The sequence below is a fragment of the Thermoplasmatales archaeon genome, from assembly GCA_014361195.1.
Taxonomy (GTDB): domain Archaea; phylum Thermoplasmatota; class E2; order UBA202; family JdFR-43; genus JACIWB01.
Window position 1 is genome coordinate 1 of the sequence record JACIWA010000031.1, and the last position, 712, is coordinate 712.

A 712-nucleotide genomic window follows, 5' to 3' on the forward strand; every position below is an offset into this window, starting at 1 on the left:
CCATCACCTACATGAAGGGGGACGCCACCACGGCAGCCGAGACCCTAACCGTCCCCGCCAACTCCCGCGCCACCGTCCTGCCCCGCAACACCCTGGGGACCGGGGACGATCCCGCCCATGACTTCAGCGCCAGGGTGGAATGCACCAACGGCCAGCAGATCGTGGCCGAGCGCCCCATGTACTTCAACTACATGGGGAAATGGACGGGCGGGCACGACGTGGTGGGAGCGATCGAAACCTCCACCGTCTTCTACTTCGCCGAGGGTACCTGCCGCCCCGGCTTCGACCCCTACATCAGCATACAGAACCCGGGCGGCACCGCCGCAGAGGTTGCCATCACCTACATGAAGGGGGACGCCACCACGGCAGCCGAGACCCTAACCGTCCCCGCCAACTCCCGCGCCACCGTCCTGCCCCGCAACACCCTGGGGACCGGGGACGATCCCGCCCATGACTTCAGCGCCAGGGTGGAATGCACCAACGGCCAGCAGATCGTGGCCGAGCGCCCCATGTACTTCAACTACATGGGGAAATGGACGGGCGGGCACGACGTGGTGGGAGCGATCGAAACCTCCACCGTCTTCTACTTCGCCGAGGGTACCTGCCGCCCCGGCTTCGACCCCTACATCAGCATACAGAACCCGGGCGGCACCGCCGCAGAGGTTGCCATCACCTACATGAAGGGGGACGCCACCACGGCAGCCGAGACCCT

At 66.3% G+C, this 712-nt stretch carries 1 protein-coding gene; it reads left to right on the forward strand.

Features of this window, described 5'->3' with window-relative positions; all coding sequences use genetic code 11:
• Positions 1-712 (forward strand): hypothetical protein (locus H5T44_06445; protein ID MBC7081858.1); only part of this gene is annotated, 712 nt, incomplete at both ends.